The organism is Streptomyces sp. NRRL S-495 (assembly GCF_000966955.1).
Lineage (GTDB): Bacteria > Actinomycetota > Actinomycetes > Streptomycetales > Streptomycetaceae > Kitasatospora > Kitasatospora purpeofusca.
The window spans coordinates 1-2011 of sequence record NZ_JZWY01000392.1 but is presented as its reverse complement, the minus strand read 5'-3'; the positions used below and the strand labels follow the sequence as shown (position 1 = coordinate 2011).

Sequence of the window (2011 nt, the reverse complement as noted above, 5' to 3'; positions counted from 1 at the left end):
ACGGGCCCGCCGCTGGACCGGACCGAAGGCGCGAGAGCACAGACCTGGTAGGAAAACCGACACGGAGAACGCACGCCATATGTCTCACGGGGGAGGACCCCGGACATATGGCGTGCGTCGTGAGGAGAGTCTTTTGAGCCACCCGCATCCCGAACTCGGCACGCCGCCGGCCCTCAAGGCGGGCGCCCTGCGCATCACCCCGCTCGGCGGTCTCGGTGAGATCGGCCGCAACATGACGGTCTTCGAATACGGGGACCGCATTCTCATCGTCGACTGCGGCGTTCTCTTCCCCGAGGACGAGCAGCCCGGCGTCGACCTGATCCTCCCGGACTTCACCTACATCCGGGACCGTCTGGACAAGATCGACGGCATCGTCCTCACGCACGGCCACGAGGACCACATCGGCGCCGTCCCGTTCCTGCTCCGGGAGAACCCGGACATCCCGCTGATCGGGTCGAAGCTCACCCTGGCGCTCATCGAGGCCAAGCTCGCCGAGCACCGCATCCGCCCGTACGTGCTGGAGGTCGCCGAGGGCGACCGCGAGCGGATCGGCCCCTTCGACTGCCAGTTCATCGCGGTCAACCACTCCATCCCGGACGCGCTGGCCGTCGCCGTGCGCACGCCCGCCGGCATGGTCGTCGCCACCGGTGACTTCAAGATGGACCAGCTGCCGCTCGACGGCCGGCTGACCGACCTGCCGACCTTCGCCAAGCTGGCGGAGGAGGGCATGGACCTGCTGCTGGTGGACTCCACCAACGCCGAGGTCCCCGGCTTCATCCCGTCCGAGCGGGACATCTCCGCGGCGCTGCGCAATGTCTTCGCCAACGCGGACAAGCGCATCATCGTGGCCTCCTTCGCCAGCCACGTGCACCGCATCCAGCAGGTGCTGGACGCCGCGCACGAGTACAAGCGCAAGGTCGCCTTCGTCGGCCGCTCGATGGTCCGCAACATGGGCATCGCCCGCGACCTCGGCTACCTCAAGGTGCCCGGCAACATGGTCGTCGACGTCAAGCAGCTCGACGACCTGCCGGACAAGGAGGTCGTGCTGATCTGTACCGGTTCGCAGGGCGAGCCGATGGCCGCGCTGTCCCGGATGGCCAACCGCGACCACCAGATCCGCATCGTCGAGGGCGACACCGTCGTGCTCGCCTCCTCGCTGATCCCCGGCAACGAGAACGCCGTCTACCGGGTGATCAACGGCCTGACCCGCTGGGGCGCCAAGGTCGTCCACAAGGGCAACGCCAAGGTGCACGTCTCGGGCCACGCCTCGGCCGGCGAGCTGCTGTACTTCTTCAACATCTGCAAGCCGCGCAACCTCATGCCGGTGCACGGCGAGTGGCGCCACCTGCGGGCGGCGGCCGATCTCGGCATCGCCACCGGCGTCCCGCGCAACCGCGTCGTCATCGCCGAGGACGGCGTCTGCGTCGACCTGGAGAAGGGCGTCGCCCGCATCGTCGGCAAGGTGCAGGCCGGCTACGTCTACGTGGACGGCTCCTCGGTCGGCGACATCACCGAGGCCTCGCTCAAGGACCGCAGGATCCTCGGCGAGGAGGGCTTCATCTCCTGCTTCGTCGTGGTGGACTCCACCAACGGCAAGATCGTCGGCGGCCCGAGCATCCAGGCCCGGGGTTCCGGCATCGACGACGCCGCGTTCGTCCCGGTGGCGGCCAAGCTCCAGGAGGCGCTCGACCGCTCGGCGGGCGACGGCGTTCTGGAGATCCGTCAGGTCCAGCAGCTGGTGCGCCGGACCCTCGGCAAGTGGGTGGCGGACAACTACCGCCGCCGCCCGATGATCCTGCCGGTCGTCGTCGAGGTGTGATTTGACGTGGGGCAACCCGGTGCGTAATGTTCTCCGGGTTGCCCCACGGGACGGCCCCCAGTCGAAGTCCTCGAAATGAAATTCGAGCACGGAGCGGGAAAACGGCCCGAGAAACTCTGGTAGAGTTCGGGAGCGCCGAAAGGCCCAAGCAAATTCGATGAATGAAACTCCGGAAAACGGAGCGGAAAACAT

At 67.5% G+C, this 2011-nt stretch carries 1 protein-coding gene; it reads left to right on the top strand.

The window, feature by feature from the left end; genetic code table 11:
* Positions 1 to 133 precede the first annotated feature (133 nt).
* A complete protein-coding gene (locus VR45_RS20935) occupies positions 134 to 1819 on the top strand; it encodes a ribonuclease J (RefSeq protein WP_045941327.1) in 1686 nt (561 codons plus the stop codon).
* Positions 1820 to 2011 lie beyond the last annotated feature (192 nt).